Genomic DNA, 16,342 nt, shown 5'->3' with positions numbered 1-16,342 from the left:
GACGGGCAGCGCCAGCCGGGCGAACTCCGCCACCCACGCCGGGTCCCGCCGCCCCAGCGCGGCGACCGGGATCGCCTCCTCCCCGGCCGACGCGTCGGCGTGGACGGACGGCGACTCCCGCAGCACCATCTCGCCGCGTGAGCTGGAGGTCGCGCGGCTGCTGGTCGAGGGGCTGACGAACCGTCAGATCGCGGACGCCCTGGTGGTGTCGGTGCAGACCATCGCCAGCCAGGTGAAGTCGGCGATGCGGAAGCTGGACGTGACCTCCCGTACGGCGCTCGCGGTCAAGGTCGTGGAGTCGGGCCTGGTCGGCCCCCCGGAGTCAACCCCTCCGCGCGACGAGTGAATTACCCGTCCCCCTCGGACGACGACGAAAAAACCGGCGCATTAAATTCCCGCATCTGAGCGATCGTGCGGTCCCCGGGCACGCCCGCACACTCAATGCCGTGCCACCCCCGGAAACACCGACACCCGCGCCAGAGGAAGCACCGGAACCCGACCTCCGGGACGAGCCGTTGCCGACCGGCCCGCCCTCCGACCCGCCGGCTTCCCCCACCTCCCGTACCGGGAGAGCCGACGACGAGGACTACGGCGAGTACGAACCCCTCTGACGCACAGTGCGACCACCTGTCATATCCATGCCATTCCGCTCGAGGGAGACTCCTTGATGAGGCCGAACGCACGAAGGGGCACCGGCAGACGCTGGGGCACCGTGACCGTGGGCCTGACCGTCTTCGGCATGCTCGTGCCGGCGGCGGCCCAGGCCGCCGACCCGGCGGGGCAGACGCCGCCGTCCCGTACCACCACCAAGTCCGCCGCCCCGAAGAAGACCGCCACCACCGAACTGGCCCGGCTCGTCGACGCGGCCGGCGGAAACGTCCCGATCACGCTGGTCACCGGCGACACGGTGCGGATCGGCGTCGACGACCGGGGCACGGCAGTCGTCCGTGACGCCGAGATGGCGACGCGGCCCGACGGGGTGCCGGTCGTCCTCCAGACCTTCACCCGTCAGGGCAAGACGTTCGTCGTGCCGAACGACGCGCTCACCCTGCTCGACCAGGGCGTGCTCGACTGGTCGCTCTTCGACGTCGACCAGTTGGTGACACTCGCCGCCGCGAAGAAGAGCGACACGGTTCCGGTGCTCGTCTCGTACACCGACGCCGCCGCGGCCAAGGAGAAGCGGAAGGTCACCGGGGCCGCCGACGGCAGGGCGCTGCCGAGCATCAAGGGCCGCTCGCTGAAGATCGCCGACGACGGCCGCTGGTGGCGCGGGGTCAAGGGCAAGACGGCCCGCACCGCGGCCACCACCCGCGCCTCCGGGTCCCTCTCCGACGTCCGGAAGGTGTGGCTCAACGGCATCTCCCACGTCGACCTCGAGCAGTCGGTGCCCCAGGTCGGGGCGCCCGTCGCCTGGGAACGCGGGCTGGACGGCACCGGTGTGAAGGTGGCCGTGCTGGACACCGGCATCGACGCCACCCACCCGGACGTGGCCGACAGCATCGTCGAGCAGGTCGACTTCACCGGCAACGCCAAGGGCGCCAGGGACGGGCACGGCCACGGCACCCATGTGGCGTCCACCGTCCTGGGCAGCGGCGCCGCGTCCAAGGGGCTGCGCAAGGGCGTCGCGCCCGGCGCGGAACTGATGGTGGGCAAGGTCTGCAACGACGCCGGGGAGTGTCCCGACGACGCGATCATCGCGGCCATGGAATGGGCCGCCCACTCGGGCGCCAAGATCGTCAACCTGAGCCTGGGCGGCGACCCCTCCGACGGCACCGACCCGCTCAGCCAGGCGCTCAACACCATCAGCCGGGACACCGGCGCGCTGTTCGTCGTCGCGGCCGGCAACACCGCTCTCGGACTCCCGCAGAAGGTCGTCTCCCCCGCCGCCGCCGACGAGGCGATGGCCGTCGCGGCCGTGGACAAGATGGGCGAGATGGCCCGCTTCTCCAACGTCGGACCGCGCCTCGGTGACGGCGCCGCCAAGCCCGACATCGCCGCTCCGGGCGTCGGCATCGTCGCGGCGCGTGCCGCGGGCACGAGCATGGGCTCGGCGGTGGACGCGAACTACACCGCGTCCGACGGGACCTCGATGGCCACGCCGCACGTGACCGGCGCCGCGGCCGTCATCGCCCAGCAGCATCCGGAGATGACCGGTCAGCAGATCAAGGCACTGCTGATGGACACCGCCACCGACCTGGGCCACAGCATGTACTCCCAGGGCACCGGCCAGGTGGATCTCGCGGCCGCGACCAATCCGCGGGTCCTCCCGAAGGGGAACCTGAACTTCGGCACCGTGGCCCACGGGCAGCCGGCGACGACCAAGAAGATCACGTACACGAACCGGGGTGACGAGGCGGTCACGCTGCACCTGAGCCTGTCGGCGTCGTTCGGCGACGGCAAGCCGGCCGAGGCGGGGCTGTTCACCCTCGGCACGGACACGGTGGTCGTGCCCGCGAACGGCACGGCCGAGGTGCCGGTGACGGTCGACGGCAGCGTCCTCGACAACGAGGAGCCCCACGGCGGCTACGCCGGGCGCCTCAGCGCCCGTGACGACTCCGGCGACATCCAGCTCAACTCGATGACGCACGCCTTCCTCGAGGCCGTGAGATACCCCCTCACCCTGAACATCGTTCCCCCGGCGGGCGCCACGGACGTCCACTACGGCGCCGTCGCGTTCGTGCCGATGGACGACCAGATCTACCTCCACCCGGGCTACGACAGCGCCACCGGCGCGCAGAGCGTGACCAAGGAGCTCTACCGCGGCACCTACGCGGCACAGGCGTCGGTCACCTGGCGGGACGCGTCCGGCGAGCTGCAGCAGGCCGAGCCGATGGCGACCGAGGTGAAGCTCACCGAGGCGAAAACGGTCACGCTGGACCTGCGCGAGGCCAGGCCGCTGCGCGCGCGGTTCCCCGAGGCCACCGAGTCGTACAGCGCCATCGACTACATCGACCGGGTGTCCGCGACCGGGGCCTGGGGGCTGAGCTCCGCCCTCGCGCATGACTACGCCCGCACCGATCAGCACTGGTGGGAACTGCCCACCGAGAAGGTGACCGAGGGCACTCTCGCACACGAGTTCCGCACCTCGGAGACGACCCCCGTCGTCACCATGCGCGCCACGGGCGGCGGCGCCCCCGCCGACCTGTCCGTCCGCTACCAGAGCCCGGACTCCGCCCTGGCCGCCACGCAGGCGTGGCTGCTCGACGACGGAGACCCGAGCACGCGCCAGGCCTCGCTCCGGATCCCCCGGCTGCCGGTCAAGGGACAGCTTCCGGTGGTCTACGCCGGCAACGGGTCCGCCGCCGAACTCGCGGACGCCAACGCCCGGGGCAAGCTCGTCCTCATCACGCCGACCGACATCTGCCGGGGCTCCTGCGACTACCCGAGGCTGCGGGACGAGCGGGTGGCCGCCGCCGCTGCCACCGGCGCCGTCGGCGTGCTGGTCGCGGCACCGGACCTCACCTCGATGGGCGTCCCCTCGGGCCTGGACCAGTGCGTGGCCGGACCCGAGAGCTGCCCGGAGGTCGAGCCGTACCTCGCCCTGCCGACGGTGAGCCTGCCCTACGACCAGGCGGACGCGCTGATCAAGCGGATCGAGGCCGGCGGGTCCCAGGTCCGGATCACCCTGGGCGGGAGTGCCACGCCGCGGACCTACGCCGCCGGGTTCTACGAGAGCGGGCGGATCGGGTCGTACTCCTACGAGCTCGGGAAGGACGAACTCGACCGCGTCGACCTCTCCTTCCACGCGCAGCGCCCCGGGGACGTATACCAGCTGGGCTGGACCCAGTTCCGGAAGGACGTCGCCGATCCGACGATCGTTCCCCTGCCGACTCCGGCCACGCAGCAGAAGACGACCGTCTTCGTCCAGCACAAGAGCGACAGCATCAGCAGGTTCAACGCCGGCTGGGCCGAGACCGGGGCGGACCTCTTCATCACCCGCAACCGCACGCAGACGACCGACCTGATTCCCACCGGCAGGGACGAGATCCACTGGAACGCGGGGCCGGCCGTCCCGGGTGCCGACAAGCAGGTGCGGACCGGGTCCGGTTACTCGATCCCGCAGACCGTTCCGTGCGCGGGCTGCCGGCAGGGCAACACCTTCTACCCCACGGTCTATCTGATGGGCAGCGACGGCGGCCCCCAGGCAGTCATCGGAACCGTCGGCGACGAACAGCTGGTGAACCTCCTCGCCGCCGTCCCCTCCTGCGGGCCGACCCCCAACCCGACCATCCCGAACCTCGCCTACACCTGCGACTTCAAGCTCCTCGACGCCTCCGGTGACGAACTCGAGCACCAGACGGAGCACCTCCCCGACACGGACGGGCTCGTCCTGTGAAGGCACTCGACACCGCCAAGGAGACCGACACGATGACCACCAGAGTGCCGTCGGCACGACGGCGCACCAGCGCCCTCATGCTGCTCGCGGCGGCAGCGCTCCTGGCCCTGACCGGCTGCAAGAGCGGCGACGTCGTCTCGTACGACCTGCCGGCGAAGTCCGCCCGCTACACGTTCGAGACGGAGAACGACGGCGTCAGCACGGTGTGGCAGTACACCTCCGCCGAAGCCACGAAGGACGACGCCCCGGAGCAGAACCCGTGCGCCGGTGAGATGACCGGCAGCAGCCAGGCGGCCTGCCGTCCGGAGCCGCTGATCTTCCTGCGCTACGACTTCGGCCTCGCCCTGGACAACACGGCGAAGGCCGGGGCGGAACACGAGATCACCGTCACCGGCTACTACCAGGAACGGCTGAGCGAACTGCCCGAGGTGACCTCCCTGAAGACGGAGACCACCTTCGACGGGGGCAGGACCTGGCGCCCCGCGACCACGAAGGAGACCGGAAAGAACACGTTCACCACGACCGTCGCGAACCCGCGGCGGGACAAGGCGCCCGAGGGCGTCGGGCTGCGGATCAGCGCCACCGACAGCCAGGGCAACACCGTGAAGCAGACCATCCCGACGGCGTACACGCTGCGCTGACGGCGGTCATGTGACGAGCGGGGCGGGACCGTGTCCCGCCCCGCTCGCGCGTTCCCGGAAAAATGAGGTGGCGGTGGATCATCGAGGACTCTAGGCTGACCCCTGTTCGCGATGAACGCTGTTCGTTTCCGTCGAGGATTTCCGGGAGGTGTGTTCCATGGCCGTCTCTGTGCCGGGCGCTGCCCGCAACCGCCATCTCACCTCCCAGGCTGCCGGCTGACTCCACCGAATCCGAATCCGAGTCCGAGGCCGGTGCCACCCTCGAAGGGTCACCGAAGTGTCTTCCTCCGCAGTATCCACGCGTCCGCTCGAGCCCTACGGCTGGGACGCCTCCCTCACCGACGCCTTCGCCCCGTACGGCGACGAAGGCCTGATCCCCGGGCGCATCGTCCGCGTCGACCGCGGCGCCTGTGACGTGCTCACCGCCGACGGCCCCGTACGGGCCGAGACGGCGCTCGGGCCCGAGCCCGATCCCACCAAACTGCCCACCGCCGGCGACTGGGCCGCCCTGACCACCGGTCCCAAGCCGGAGATCCGCGCACTGCTGCCGCGCCGTACGGCGTTCGTGCGCTCGGCGTCCTCCAAGCAGTCCGTCGGCCAGGTCCTCGCCGCCAACGTCGACCACGCGGTCATCGCCGTCTCCCTCGCCACCGACCTCAACGCCGCCCGCCTCGAGCGCCTGCTGTCGCTGGCCTGGGCCAGCGGCGCGCAGCCGCTGCTCGTCCTCACCAAGTGCGACCTGATCGAGGACCCGGCGGTCCTCGCGCACTACCTCGAGGACGCGCGGTCCACCGCGCCCGGCGTCGAGGTCCTCGCCGTCAGCTCCGCCACCGGCGAGGGCCTCGACGTCCTCCGCGCGATCCTCGCCGACGGCACCTCCGTGCTGCTCGGCCAGTCCGGCGCCGGCAAGTCCACCCTCGCCAACACCCTGCTGGGCGAGGAGGCCCAGGAGGTCCGGGCCGCCCGCGACAGCGACGGCAAGGGCCGGCACACGACGACCACCCGCGATCTGCTGCCGCTGCCCGGCGGCGGGGTGCTCATCGACACCCCGGGGCTGCGTGGCGTCGGGCTGTGGGAGGCGGAGTCGGGGCTGGCGCAGGTCTTCGCCGAGATCGAGGAGTTCGCGTCCCGCTGCCGCTTCGACGACTGCACGCACGACGTCGAACCCGGCTGCGCGGTTCTCGCCGCCCTGGAGTCGGGCGAGCTGTCGGAGCGCCGGCTGGACAGCTACCGCAAGCTCCAGCGCGAGAACGCCCACATCGCCGCCCGTACCGACGCCCGGCTGCGCGCCGAGAAGCGCCGCGTCTGGCGCATCCGGGCGGGCGAGGGCCGCGCGGCGCGCCGGCTGAAGGGGATGGATCACTGACCCCGGGCGGTACGGGGACGGGCGACCGCGGTGGCCCGTCCCCGCCCGCGCTGACCTGGCCGGACGTGATGTGATGGCCCCATGAGCACCCTCACCACCTGGTCCCTCGAGCAGACTTCCCCCGGCGACCTCGCCCCCGCCCGCGTGCCCGGGGCCGTGGGCGCGGGTGAGGTGACCGTGATGCGGGCCCAGGTGCCCTCGCCGGAGCTGAACCGGTTCCTCTACACCGCCGTGGGCGGCGGGCTGGAGTGGACGGACCGGCTCGGGTGGACGCGGGAGGAGTGGCTGGCGTTCCTGTCCCGGCCCGGGGTGGAGACGTGGGTGGCGTACGACCGGGGGACGCCGGCGGGGTACATCGAGCTGGACGCGCAGGACGGGGGCGTCGTGGAGATCTCGTACTTCGGGCTGCTCCCCGACTTCCACGGGCGCGGCATCGGCGGCCATCTGCTGTCGTACGGGACGGCGCGGGCATGGGACCTCGCCGGGCGGTGGGCGGACCGGGAGCCGACGAAGCGGGTGTGGGTGCACACCTGCAGCGACGACGGGCCGCACGCGCTGCGGAACTACGAGCGGCGCGGGTTCCGGGTGTTCGACGTCAGGACGGAGGAGAAGGCGTAGCGTTCCCCGAGACGGGATCGTCCACATCCCGGGATCACAGTGTCCGCATCGCGGATAGCGGTGGACTGTGTCCAAGTCCCCGTGTCAGGCTTCCTCCATGTCTGAAGCTGGTGTAGCCCTGGTGAGTCGACGGCACGTCGACCTCGGCCGCATGTCCAGCGCCATCTGTCCGGCGCGCTGATAGCCCAGCACGACCGTTTCCCGCGCAGCCTCGCCGCTGCCCTCCGCTGTCCCCGTCGTCGCGGACCGCGTGCGCCCTCCCGTACCACGCCACTGCCCTGATGCATACGTATCAGCAGGTCAGTGGGCATGCGCGCACGCAGTGACCGCTCGCCGCCGCCTGCCCGAAGGACAAAATCACCATGGCCACCCCTCCCCCGCGCACCGCGCAGAGCGATCCGCAGCGCACCCGCCGCGACGCCGCGCCGCCCCGCCGCAAGGCCGGCCGCCATCGCGGCGAGGGCCAGTGGGCCGCCGGACACTTCACCCCGCTGAACGGCAACGAGCAGTTCAAGAAGGACGACGACGGTCTCAACGTACGGACACGTATTGAGACGATCTATTCCAAGCGCGGCTTCGACTCCATCGACCCGGCCGATCTCCGCGGCCGGATGCGCTGGTGGGGGCTGTACACCCAGCGCCGGCCCGGGATCGACGGCGGGAAGACCGCGGTCCTCGAGCCGCACGAGCTGGACGACACGCACTTCATGCTCCGGGTCCGGGTGGACGGCGGCCGGCTCAGCGTCGCGCAGCTGCGTACGATCGGCGAGATCTCCCAGGAGTTCGCCCGCGGCACCGCCGACATCACCGACCGGCAGAACATCCAGCTGCACTGGATCCGCATCGAGGACGTCCCGGAGATCTGGCGCCGGCTGGAGGCCGTCGGCCTGTCGACGACCGAGGCCTGCGGCGACACCCCGCGTGTGATCCTCGGCTCGCCGGTCGCCGGGATCGCCGCGGACGAGATCATCGACGGCACCCCGGCGCTCGAGGAGATCCACCGCCGCGTCATCGGCAATCCGGCGTACTCCAATCTGCCGCGCAAGTTCAAGGGCGCGGTGTCCGGTTCGCCGCAGCTCGACGTGGTGCACGAGATCAACGACGTGGCGTTCGTCGGCGTCGAACACCCCGAGCTGGGCCCGGGGTTCGACGTCTGGGTCGGCGGCGGGCTGTCGACCAACCCCAAGCTCGGGGTCCGGCTGGGCGCCTGGGTGCCGATCGAGGACGTGCCGGACGTGTTCGAGGGCGTCGTGGGGATCTTCCGCGACTACGGCTACCGCCGGCTGCGCAACCGCGCCCGGCTGAAGTTCCTGGTCACCGACTGGGGCGCGGAGAAGTTCCGGCAGGTGCTGCAGGACGAGTACCTGCTGCGCACCATGGCCGACGGCCCCGCCCCCGAGCTGCCCGCCGACTCCTGGCGCGACCACATCGGCGTCCACCGGCAGAACGACGGCCGCTACTACGTCGGCTTCTCCCCCCGCGTCGGCCGGGTCGACGGGGCCACCCTCGCGAAGATCGCCGAGCTCGCCGAGTCGTACGGCTCGGACCGGATCCGTACGACCGTCCAGCAGAAGATGCTGATCCTCGACGTCCCCGAGGGGCGGGTCGCGGAGCTGAGCGAGGCGCTCGCCGCCCTGGACCTCCAGGTCGAGCCGTCGGCGTTCCGGCGCGGCACCATGGCCTGCACCGGCCTCGAGTTCTGCAAGCTCGCCATCGTGGAGACCAAGGCCCGCGGCGCCTCGCTGATCGACGAACTCGAGCGGCGGCTCCCGGAGTTCGACGAGCCAGTCACCATCAACATCAACGGCTGCCCCAACTCCTGCGCCCGGATCCAGACCGCGGACATCGGCCTGAAGGGCCAGCTGGTCACCGACGCCGACGGCAACCAGACCGAGGGCTACCAGGTGCATCTGGGCGGCTCGCTGGGCCTGGAACCCGGCTTCGGCCGCAAGGTGCGCGGGCTGAAGGTCACCTCCGCCGAACTCCCCGACTACATCGAGCGGGTGCTGCGCCGCTTCGCCGGCAGCCGTACGGAGGGCGAGCGTTTCGCCGCCTGGGCGGCGCGGGCCGGCGAGGAGGACCTGTCGTGAGCGAACGCGCCGCGCCCTTCTACTGCCCGTACTGCGGCGACGAGGACCTGCGCCCCTCCGAGGCCGGTCACGGCGCCTGGGACTGCGCCGCCTGCAACCGTGCCTTCAAGCTCTCCTTCCTCGGGCTCCTCGCCCGCGGTACGGCTTCGCCGAAGGAGGCCCCCTCCGATGACTGACCTCGAACAGCTCGCCCTGCGCGCCGGCCGGGAGCTGGAGGACGCGACCGCCCTCGAGATCCTGCAGTGGGCCGCCGGCACCTTCGGCAGCCGCTTCTGCGTCACGTCCTCCATGGAGGACGCCGTCGTCGCCCACCTCGCCTCCCGCGCCCTGCCGGGCGTGGACGTGGTGTTCCTCGACACCGGCTACCACTTCCCCGAGACCATCGGCACCCGCGACGCCGTCGCCGCCGTGATGGACGTCAACGTCATCACGCTGACGCCGCGCCGGACCGTCGCCGAGCAGGACGCCGCGTACGGGCCGCGGCTGCACGACCGCGACCCCGACCGCTGCTGCGCCCTGCGCAAGGTCGAACCGCTGGAGCGGGGCCTCGCCGCCTACGACGCCTGGGCGACCGGGCTGCGCCGCGACGAGTCCCTGACCCGGGCCGGCACGCCCGTCGTCGGCTGGGACGCCCGGCGCGGCAAGGTCAAGATCGCCCCCATCGCGCGCTGGACGCAGGACGATGTGGAGGCGTACGTCGCCGATCACGGGGTACTGACCAACCCGCTGCTGATGGACGGCTACGCCTCCGTCGGCTGCGCACCCTGCACGCGACGGGTGCTCGAAGGGGAGGACGCGCGGGCCGGCCGCTGGGCCGGGCTGGGCAAGACGGAATGCGGGATTCACACATGAGCGGTACGGAGACCGGGGCCACCGTGTGGCTGACGGGACTGCCCAGCGCGGGGAAGACGACCATCGCGCTCGCCCTCGCCGAGCGGCTGCGCGGCGAGGGACACCGGGTGGAGGTGCTGGACGGGGACGAGATCCGCGAGTTCCTCTCCGCGGGCCTGGGCTTCACCCGCGAGGACCGGCACACCAACGTGCAGCGCATCGGCTTCGTCGCCGAACTCCTCGCCTCCAACGGCGTGAAGGCGCTCGTCCCGGTCATCGCCCCGTACGGCGACAGCCGGGAGGCCGTGCGCAAGCGGCACCAGTCGGCGGGCACCGCGTATCTCGAGGTGCACGTCGCCACACCGGTCGAGGTGTGCTCCGTACGCGACGTGAAGGGCCTGTACGCCAAGCAGGCGGCCGGTGAGATCTCCGGGCTGACCGGTGTGGACGACCCGTACGAGCTCCCGGAGAATCCCGATCTGCGGATCGAGGCGCACGAGCAGGGCGTCGAGGACTCCGCGGGCGCGCTGCATCGGCTGCTCATCGAGAAGGGGCTGGCGTGACCACAGCGACGACGACCGACGAGGGGCTGGGCAGTCCGTACGCCCTCACCCATCTGGACGCCCTCGAGTCCGAGGCGGTGCACATCTTCCGCGAGGTGGCGGGGGAGTTCGAGCGGCCGGTGATCCTCTTCTCCGGCGGCAAGGACTCCATCGTGATGCTGCATCTGGCGCTGAAGGCGTTCGCGCCGGCGCCGCCGCCGTTCGCGCTGCTGCACGTCGACACCGGGCACAACTTCCCGGAGGTGCTGGAGTACCGCGACCGGACGGTGGCCGAGCACGGGCTGCGGCTGCATGTGGCGAGCGTGCAGGAGTACATCGACCGCGGGGAGCTGCGGGAGCGGCCGGACGGGACGCGCAATCCGCTGCAGACGGTGCCGCTGACGGACACCATCAGGCTGGAGCGGTTCGACGCCGTGTTCGGCGGGGGGCGGCGGGACGAGGAGAAGGCGCGGGCGAAGGAGCGGGTGTTCTCGCTGCGCGACGAGTTCTCCGCCTGGGACCCGCGGCGGCAGCGGCCCGAGCTGTGGCAGCTGTACAACGGGCGGCACGCGCCGGGCGAGCACGTACGCGTCTTCCCGCTGTCCAACTGGACGGAGCTGGACGTCTGGCAGTACATCGCCCGCGAGGACATCGACCTGCCGCAGATCTACTTCGCCCACGAGCGGGACGTGTTCAAGCGGTCCGGGATGTGGCTGACCGCCGGCGACTGGGGCGGACCGCGCGAGGACGAGGCCGTCGAGCGGCGGCTGGTGCGCTACCGCACCGTCGGTGACATGTCCTGCACCGGCGCCGTCGACTCCGACGCCACCGATCTGGACGCCGTGATCGCCGAGATCGCCGCCTCCCGGCTCACCGAGCGGGGAGCGACGCGCGCGGACGACAAGCTGTCCGAGGCCGCGATGGAAGACCGTAAGCGCGAGGGATACTTCTGATGACTCCGACCACCGAACGGCTCGACGAGCTGGCGTCGACGACGCTGCTGCGCTTCGCCACCGCCGGCTCCGTCGACGACGGCAAGTCGACGCTGGTGGGGCGGCTGCTGCACGACTCCAAGTCGGTCCTCGCCGACCAGCTGGAGGCCGTGTCCCTGGCCTCGAGGAACCGCGGCCAGGAGGCCCCGGACCTGGCGCTGCTCACGGACGGCCTGCGGGCCGAGCGCGAGCAGGGCATCACGATCGACGTCGCGTACCGCTACTTCGCCACCACCCGGCGGCGGTTCATCCTCGCCGACACCCCCGGGCACGTGCAGTACACCCGGAACATGGTCACCGGCGCGTCCACCGCCGAGCTGGCGATCATCCTGGTCGACGCCCGGCACGGCGTGGTCGAGCAGACGCGGCGGCACGCGGCCGTGGCGGCGCTGCTGCGGGTGCCGCACGTGGTGCTCGCCGTGAACAAGATGGATCTGGTGGGGTACGCGGAGTCGCACTTCGCGAAGATTGCCGACGAGTTCACGTCGTACGCGCTGGGGCTGGGCGTCGAGGAGATCACCGCGATCCCGATCTCGGCCCTGAACGGCGACAACGTGGTCGAGCCCTCCGCCGCGATGGACTGGTACCCCGGCCCCACCGTGCTCGAGCACCTCGAGACGGTCCCCGTCAGCCACGACCTGACGGACTGCCGGGCCCGCTTCCCCGTCCAGTACGTGATCCGCCCGCAGACCCCCGAGCACCCCGACTACCGGGGCTACGCCGGCCAGATCGCGTCCGGGATGCTGCGCGTCGGAGAGGCGGTCACCGTACTGCCGTCCGGCCGGACCTCCACGATCACCGCGATCGACGCGCTGGGCCAGGACGTCGACGTGGCGTGGGCGCCGCAGTCGGTGACCCTGCGGCTGGCCGACGACCTGGACATCTCGCGCGGCGACATGATCGCGCCGTCGGCCTCCGCGCCGGCGGTCACCCGGGACATCGAGGCGACGGTGTGCCATGTGGCCGACCGGGAGCTGACGGTGGGCGCGCGGGTGCTGGTCAAGCACGGCACGCGGACGGTCAAGGGGCTCGTCAAGGACATCCCGTCGAGGCTGACCCTGGACGACCTGTCGCAGCACCCGCAGCCCGGGTCGCTGGCGGCCAACGACATCGGGCGCGTGGTCGTCCGTACCGCGGAGCCGCTGCCCGTCGACGCGTACGCCGAGTCGCGGCGTACGGGATCGTTCCTGCTCATCGACCCGGCCGACGGCACCACGCTGACGGCGGGCATGGCGGGGCACGCGTTCGCGGCGCAGCGGCCGGCGGCCCGTGACGACGACGAGGGGTGGGACTTCTAGCGATGGCGACAGAGGCGTTCTCAACCTTCGCGAAGGAAGGCGGCCGCGTGGGCAGCGGCTCGCGCGGCAGCGGCCAGGGCGGAACGGGGCGATGTGCGTGCTGACGCCGCGTACCCCCGCACCCGCCCGCTTCCGAAGACCCTCCGTCCCGAGAGGAACCTCCTCCCGTGTCTGCCCTCCGCCGTAGCGCCGTACTGCTCGCGCTGCCGCTGGCTCTCACCGCCTGTGGCTACGGCTCCCAGAAGGCCGGCTCCCCGGTCCCCGTCGCGGCCTCCGGGGCGAAGCTCTCCGCCGACTCCGTGCGCATCGGCTACTTCCCGAACCTGACCCACGCCACCGCCCTGGTCGGCGTCCAGGAAGGCCTCATCCAGAAGGAGCTGGGCGGTACGGTCGTCAAGACCGCCACCTTCAACGCCGGCCCCTCCGAGATCGAGGCCCTCAACGCCGGGTCCGTCGACATCGGCTTCATCGGCCCCTCCCCCGCGATCAACGGCTATACGCGGGCGCACGGTCAGAACCTGCGGATCATCTCGGGCTCCGCCTCGGGCGGCGTGAAACTCGTCGCGAACCCCGCGAAGATCATGTCCCTGGCCGACGTCAAGGGCAAGAAGATCGCCACCCCGCAGCTGGGCAACACCCAGGACGTCGCGTTCCTCGACTGGATCGCGGAGCAGGGCTGGGACGTCGATCCCCGGTCCGGCAAGGGTGACGTCTCCGTGGTCCGTACGGACAACAAGGTCACCCCCGACGCGTACAAGTCGGGTGCGATAGACGGCGCGTGGGTGCCCGAGCCCACCGCGTCCAAGCTGGTCGCCGAGGGCGCGAAGGTGCTCCTGGACGAGAGCACGCTGTGGCCCGACAAGAAATTCGTGATCACGAACGTCGTGGTGTCGCAGTCCTTCCTCGCCGAGCACCCCGACGTCGTCTCGGCGGTCCTGGCGGGCACGATCGCCACCAACAAGTGGATCAACGCGCACCCCGACGAGGCGAAGGCCTCGGCCAACACCGCGCTGAAGGAACTCACCGGCAAGGCGCTGCCCGACGACGTGATCGACCCGGCGTGGGAGTCGATCGAGATCACCGACGACCCGCTGGCCGCGACCCTCTCCACGGAGGCTCGCCACGCCGTCAAGGCGGGCCTGCTCGACGAGCCCGACCTCGCCGGGATCTACGACCTGACACCGCTCGACAAGGCGCTGAAGGCCGCCGGTCTGCCTCCCGTGTCCGACGCCGGACTCGGCGCCCCGAAGTAACCCGCATCCGAACCCCCAGGAGGTGACCCCCATGGCCACTGTTCTCGCGAAGGCCGAGGTGGCGGAGGAGATCCCGGCGTACGCCGCCCGGATCGAGCACGTCTCGAAGTCCTTCGGCAGCCAGCTCGTCCTGGACGACATCACGCTCGATGTCGCGCCCGGCGAATTCGTCACCCTCCTCGGGGCCTCGGGCTGCGGCAAGTCGACCCTGCTCAACCTGGTCGCCGGCCTCGACGCCCCGTCCGGCGGCGCCATCGCCACACCCGGCGGGCGGCCCGCGCTGATGTTCCAGGAGCACGCCCTGTTCCCCTGGCTGACGGCGGGCAAGAACATCGAACTCGCCCTGAAGCTGCGGGGCGTGGCCCGCGCCGACCGCCGGACCCGGGCGGAGGAGCTGCTGGAGCTCGTACGGCTGGCCGGCGCGTACGACAAGCGCGTGCACGAGCTGTCCGGGGGCATGCGCCAGCGCGTGGCCCTGGCGCGGGCGCTGGCGCAGGACAGCAGTCTGCTGCTGATGGACGAGCCGTTCGCGGCGCTCGACGCCATCACGCGGGACGTGCTGCACGACGAGCTGACGCGGATCTGGGCGTCGACGTCCGTGTCGGTCCTGTTCGTCACCCACAACGTGCGCGAGGCGGTGCGGCTCGCGGAGCGGGTGGTGCTGATGTCGTCGCGCCCCGGGCGCGTGGCCCGTTCGTGGGACGTGGGCATCCCGCAGCCACGCCGTATCGAGGACGCGGCGGTCGCCGAGCTGTCCGTCGAGATCACCGAGGAACTGCGCAAGGAGATCCGCCGTCATGGCCAGCACTGATGTGTCGTCCTCCGGGGACGTCGCCGACCTCGAGGCCGGACTGGACGCCCTCGACACGGCGCCCGCGTCCAGCCGTACGCCGCTGGGGGAGATCCTGCTGCGGAAGGTGCTGCCGCCGCTGACGGCCGTGGCGCTGGTGCTGGCGGTGTGGCAGTTCCTGGTGTGGGCGGAGGTCACGGAGGACTACAAGCTGCCGTCGCCGTCGGCGGTGTGGTCCTCGGTGCGGGACCTGTGGCTGCAGGGTGAGCTGCTGGGCGTGATCTGGACGTCGGTGTCGCGCGGGCTGCTGGGCTTCCTGCTGGCGCTGGCGATCGGCACGCCGCTGGGGCTGCTGGTGGCGCGTGTTCGTTTCGTACGGGCGGCGATCGGGCCGATCCTGTCGGGGCTGCAGTCGCTGCCGTCGGTGGCGTGGGTGCCGCCGGCGGTGATCTGGCTGGGGCTGAACAACCAGATGATGTACGCCGTGATCCTGCTGGGGGCGGTGCCGTCGATCGCGAACGGGCTGGTGTCGGGGATCGACCAGGTGCCGCCGCTGTTTCTGCGGGCGGGGCGGACGATGGGGGCTACGGGGCTGCGGTCTGCGCGGTATGTGGTGATGCCTGCGGCGCTGCCGGGGTATCTGGCGGGGCTGAAGCAGGGGTGGGCGTTCTCGTGGCGGTCGCTGATGGCGGCGGAGATCATCGCGTCGTCGCCGGATCTGGGGGTCGGGCTGGGGCAGTTGCTGGAGAACGGGCGGAACAACGCGGATATGGCGGGGGTGTTCCTGGCGATCATCCTGATCCTGATCGTGGGGATCGCGATCGATCTGCTGATCTTCAGTCCGCTGGAGCGGTGGGTCCTCCGTGGTCGGGGCCTGCTGGTGAAGAGCTGATGCAGCGGCCGGCGCTTCTCCTGATAGCCCACGGCAGCCGCGACCCACGCCATGCTTCGACGATGCGGGAGCTTCTGCTTGAGGTCTCCGCTCGGCTCCCCTCGGTCCGGGTGTCGCTGGCGTTCCTGGACTTCAACGGGCCGTCGGTCCCTTCCGCGTTGTCTTGGCTGGCCGCCTCGGGTGTACGGGAGGTGGTGGCCGCCCCGCTCCTCCTCACCCAGGCGTTCCACGCCAAGACGGACATCCCCGCGGCGCTGTCCTCCGCCCCACCGTCCCTCCGCGTCCACCAGGCCCCTGTGCTGGGCCCGTCCCCCCTGCTCCTCTCAGCCCTGAACCGCCGCCTCGAGGAAGCCGGCGTCCACCCCGCCCACCGCGCCACGACCGGCATCGTCCTGGCAGCGGCGGGCTCCACAGACCCGGAGGCGATCGCGGGGATCGCACACGTCGCGCGGGAGTGGCGGCGTACCACAGGTTGGTGCGCCGTGCGCCCCGCGTTCGCCTCCGCGGCACTCCCCACCCCGGCGGACGCGATCCGCGCCCTACGCGCGGACGGCGTCCGCCGGGTGGCGGTGGCCCCGTACGCCCTGGCCCCAGGCCGCCTCCCGGACCGCATCGCGGCGGGAGCCTCGGGGGGAAGATCGATTCCGCTTCGGAGGATCCATGACCCCGCCACCCGCCTCACCCGATGCATAC

At 71.6% G+C, this 16,342-nt stretch carries 16 protein-coding genes; all 16 read left to right on the top strand.

Annotated features, from left to right (window positions below; all coding sequences use genetic code 11):
• The coding region (locus SRB5_RS35075) for a response regulator transcription factor (RefSeq protein ID WP_194293122.1) at positions 1–346 on the top strand (346 nt) is incomplete at its 5' end.
• Positions 347–667: 321 nt separating this feature from the next.
• Positions 668–4,336, top strand: a complete 3,669-nt coding sequence (locus SRB5_RS35070) for a S8 family peptidase (RefSeq protein ID WP_153457802.1) — start codon at positions 668–670, stop codon at positions 4,334–4,336.
• A 32-nt stretch (positions 4,337–4,368) separates the two neighbouring features.
• Positions 4,369–4,977, top strand: coding sequence for a hypothetical protein (locus SRB5_RS35065; RefSeq protein WP_153457800.1), 609 nt, complete (start codon positions 4,369–4,371; stop codon positions 4,975–4,977).
• Between the two features lie 277 nt (positions 4,978–5,254).
• Complete coding sequence (gene rsgA / locus SRB5_RS35060) at positions 5,255–6,343, top strand: ribosome small subunit-dependent GTPase A (protein WP_323379015.1); 1,089 nt, start codon at positions 5,255–5,257, stop codon at positions 6,341–6,343.
• A gap of 81 nt (positions 6,344–6,424) precedes the next feature.
• Positions 6,425–6,961 (top strand): GNAT family N-acetyltransferase, encoded by a 537-nt coding sequence (locus tag SRB5_RS35055; protein ID WP_153457798.1) that lies wholly within the window; start codon positions 6,425–6,427, stop codon positions 6,959–6,961.
• Positions 6,962–7,058: 97 nt separating this feature from the next.
• Positions 7,059–7,142 carry a putative leader peptide gene (locus SRB5_RS37820; protein ID WP_386413804.1) on the top strand — a complete coding sequence of 28 codons (84 nt, stop codon included), beginning with the start codon at positions 7,059–7,061 and terminating at the stop codon, positions 7,140–7,142.
• A gap of 181 nt (positions 7,143–7,323) precedes the next feature.
• A complete protein-coding gene (locus SRB5_RS35050) occupies positions 7,324–9,051 on the top strand; it encodes a nitrite/sulfite reductase (protein WP_153457796.1) in 1,728 nt (575 codons plus the stop codon).
• Positions 9,048–9,227: a PDDEXK family nuclease gene (locus SRB5_RS35045; protein WP_323379014.1), complete on the top strand. Its 180-nt coding sequence runs from the start codon at positions 9,048–9,050 to the stop codon at positions 9,225–9,227. The genes SRB5_RS35050 and SRB5_RS35045 overlap by 4 nt, the downstream gene beginning before the upstream one ends.
• Positions 9,220–9,903: a phosphoadenylyl-sulfate reductase gene (locus SRB5_RS35040; protein ID WP_153457794.1), complete on the top strand. Its 684-nt coding sequence runs from the start codon at positions 9,220–9,222 to the stop codon at positions 9,901–9,903. The genes SRB5_RS35045 and SRB5_RS35040 overlap by 8 nt, the downstream gene beginning before the upstream one ends.
• The gene (cysC, locus tag SRB5_RS35035; RefSeq protein ID WP_153457792.1) at positions 9,900–10,445 is read left to right on the top strand and encodes an adenylyl-sulfate kinase; all 546 of its coding nucleotides are present in this window, start codon (positions 9,900–9,902) and stop codon (positions 10,443–10,445) included. The genes SRB5_RS35040 and cysC overlap by 4 nt, the downstream gene beginning before the upstream one ends.
• Positions 10,442–11,377 (top strand): sulfate adenylyltransferase subunit CysD, encoded by a 936-nt coding sequence (gene cysD, locus SRB5_RS35030; RefSeq protein WP_323379013.1) that lies wholly within the window; start codon positions 10,442–10,444, stop codon positions 11,375–11,377. The genes cysC and cysD overlap by 4 nt, the downstream gene beginning before the upstream one ends.
• Positions 11,377–12,714: a sulfate adenylyltransferase subunit 1 gene (locus SRB5_RS35025; protein ID WP_153457790.1), complete on the top strand. Its 1,338-nt coding sequence runs from the start codon at positions 11,377–11,379 to the stop codon at positions 12,712–12,714. The genes cysD and SRB5_RS35025 overlap by 1 nt, the downstream gene beginning before the upstream one ends.
• Positions 12,715–12,881: 167 nt before the next feature.
• Positions 12,882–13,967 carry an aliphatic sulfonate ABC transporter substrate-binding protein gene (locus SRB5_RS35020; RefSeq protein ID WP_323379012.1) on the top strand — a complete coding sequence of 362 codons (1,086 nt, stop codon included), beginning with the start codon at positions 12,882–12,884 and terminating at the stop codon, positions 13,965–13,967.
• Between the two features lie 31 nt (positions 13,968–13,998).
• On the top strand, positions 13,999–14,778 hold the full coding sequence (locus SRB5_RS35015; RefSeq protein WP_153457788.1) for an ABC transporter ATP-binding protein: 780 nt from the start codon (positions 13,999–14,001) through the stop codon (positions 14,776–14,778).
• On the top strand, positions 14,765–15,649 hold the full coding sequence (locus tag SRB5_RS35010) for an ABC transporter permease (RefSeq protein ID WP_153457785.1): 885 nt from the start codon (positions 14,765–14,767) through the stop codon (positions 15,647–15,649). The genes SRB5_RS35015 and SRB5_RS35010 overlap by 14 nt, the downstream gene beginning before the upstream one ends.
• Positions 15,649–16,342: sirohydrochlorin chelatase (locus SRB5_RS35005; protein ID WP_153457783.1), on the top strand; the 694-nt coding region annotated here is incomplete at its 3' end. The genes SRB5_RS35010 and SRB5_RS35005, both read left to right, overlap by 1 nt.

It is taken from the genome of Streptomyces smaragdinus (assembly GCF_009604385.1).
In the GTDB taxonomy this organism is placed as follows: domain Bacteria; phylum Actinomycetota; class Actinomycetes; order Streptomycetales; family Streptomycetaceae; genus Streptomyces; species Streptomyces smaragdinus.
Note: the sequence above shows the minus strand (reverse complement) of the source record. Positions and strands in the feature narration are given on the sequence as shown.